Source organism: Pseudoalteromonas sp. bablab_jr011 (assembly GCF_016464045.1).
Lineage (GTDB): Bacteria > Pseudomonadota > Gammaproteobacteria > Enterobacterales > Alteromonadaceae > Pseudoalteromonas > Pseudoalteromonas lipolytica.
Genome location: NZ_JACDWU010000318.1, coordinates 1 through 1,867 on the forward strand (window position 1 = coordinate 1; position 1,867 = coordinate 1,867).

The 1,867-nt window shown below is 46.8% G+C and carries 1 pseudogene; it reads right to left on the reverse strand.

Annotated features, from left to right (window positions below):
• Positions 1 to 1,728 (reverse strand): annotated as a pseudogene (locus JIG41_RS20750) (Tn3-like element ISShfr9 family transposase); the annotation flags it as partial.
• Between the last annotated feature and the right edge of the window lie 139 nt (positions 1,729 to 1,867).

A 1,867-nucleotide genomic window follows, 5' to 3' on the forward strand; every position in this document is an offset into this window, starting at 1 on the left:
CGGTTGCATTCGCTTAAAAAAGGGATTGTTGACCAGAGATGTAGCGCTTTTGGTCGGCAGACGCCAGCGGGTACCGGTACGATTTTTCATGATCACATTTCGATTGTCTCCCTCATCAATATGGAGAGCAACGTCTTTGAGTGCACTTTCCAGCCGGTGTTGTTTCTCCTGTAACAATAACTCTGCGGGCTGTTTTAGTCTGTCCAGTGTTGATGAGGCCAGCAAGGTATCCTGCGATGTCTGGGGGATCAGGTCGTCTTCCAGTGCGCGGTATTTGGTAACATTTGGCAAATAAATGCGTCCATTCAGTCGTGAGGTTAACTGCCGGTAGAGCAGCCATTCGTAACGTTGCGGGTTAACGTTATCCTGTTTAACCAACCATGGGAGGTGCTTTTTCGGGATGAGCGACGTATCCATCGTCTTCAGTGGTCCACCGAATGCGATTTCCGTCTGCATCTGTTGAAGTTGGGCGACGACGGCTTCTGAGCCTTTACCGGCCTCACATTCAAGGCACAAGAACACCTGCCTTAACAGTTGCTCCAGGAGATTGCATTGTTCATCGTAATGTTGCCACTGGTACTCTTCCACGGTCCGTTTCTGTTTTTTCAGGTAAAGGCAGAGGGTCTGGATATCCCTGTCATTCATGACCTTCAATGCCTGTTGTCTGACTACTGAGAAGGGTTGATTATCATCAATGTTCTCATCCACAAACAGATGCAGTAACTCTGCCGCTTTCGTGACATTGTCCGCGGCTGACTGCCAGGACAGGAACACTGCTTGTTGTGCAAAGGTGTTGGCAGCTTCTTGTTGCTTGCGGATATGGTAAATGAACCCATCAGTTAACCGTTCCAGTGCCAGTTGTATCCGCTCTGTCAGGTGACATAGCAACCATAGATGCTGCTGTGCGCGTTTGAATCGTTTGAGTTTACTACCGTAATAGTTGATGAGCTCACCGAAGTGTTGTCGATTTTTAAGAGACAGATTAAGCCCATCGATAACGCCATTGATTTGCGTGCGCCATGGCGCTAACTGATGATAAAGGGCAAGCTCTTTTTTAAGTTCAGGTACGGTCAGACTTTTTGCACCGCCTCTGAGCTGGTTCAGGCTTAGTCCGTCATCAATGGCTGTTATGCTGTCCAGAAAGACGTGAAGTTCAGGACTGGTGAGTTGATTAAGTTGGTGCGCCAGGTCTTTTCTGACCTGCTGCATCGCTCTGCTTATCAGTCTCTGGAGTACGGTGTACCTAGGGATAGCAATGCTGTGACTGGTTAGGAATTCAATAGCAGTATCAAAGAGGTAACGCGGCTCCAGCCAGGCATTGCCCACCTGAACAAGGTGGTCGAAAAGAGAATTGAAGTGCTGACTTTCGTCCCATTTGTGATAACCAGCAAGGTCTAATACTTTTGCGTAGAGTCGATCTTTTTGTTTTTGTGAGGGAGTGAATGGTCTGAGCCCCTTGCCGCCAAGCAGCTCTTTACTGATGAACATTAAATCCTTAGAAACCTGCGAGTAAGCGATATCTAGGATGACGGGCTTTGATTTGAAGTATCCCAAAATCGCGACAAAGTAACATCTATGAGCTCTGAGACGAATTGACCGAAAAACTGCCAATTCCGCATCGTTCAGAGAAAAGTACAGACGTTGTTCTTCGATTGAAAAAATGGGTGGGGAATAAAGATTTGCCTGTTCTGCTCTCGTGAGAATAGTAATTTCGTTTTTGATGGCCATATCAGGGCTGTTCCGTATTAAATGTACGATATTTACCTAATTTGCCACACTTATAAGTAGTAACCCACCTCCGCAGCCATTTATTGGTGTGGTCTACAGAGGATTATGTCTTTTTAGAGGGGAAAATCCCTAGAACCCC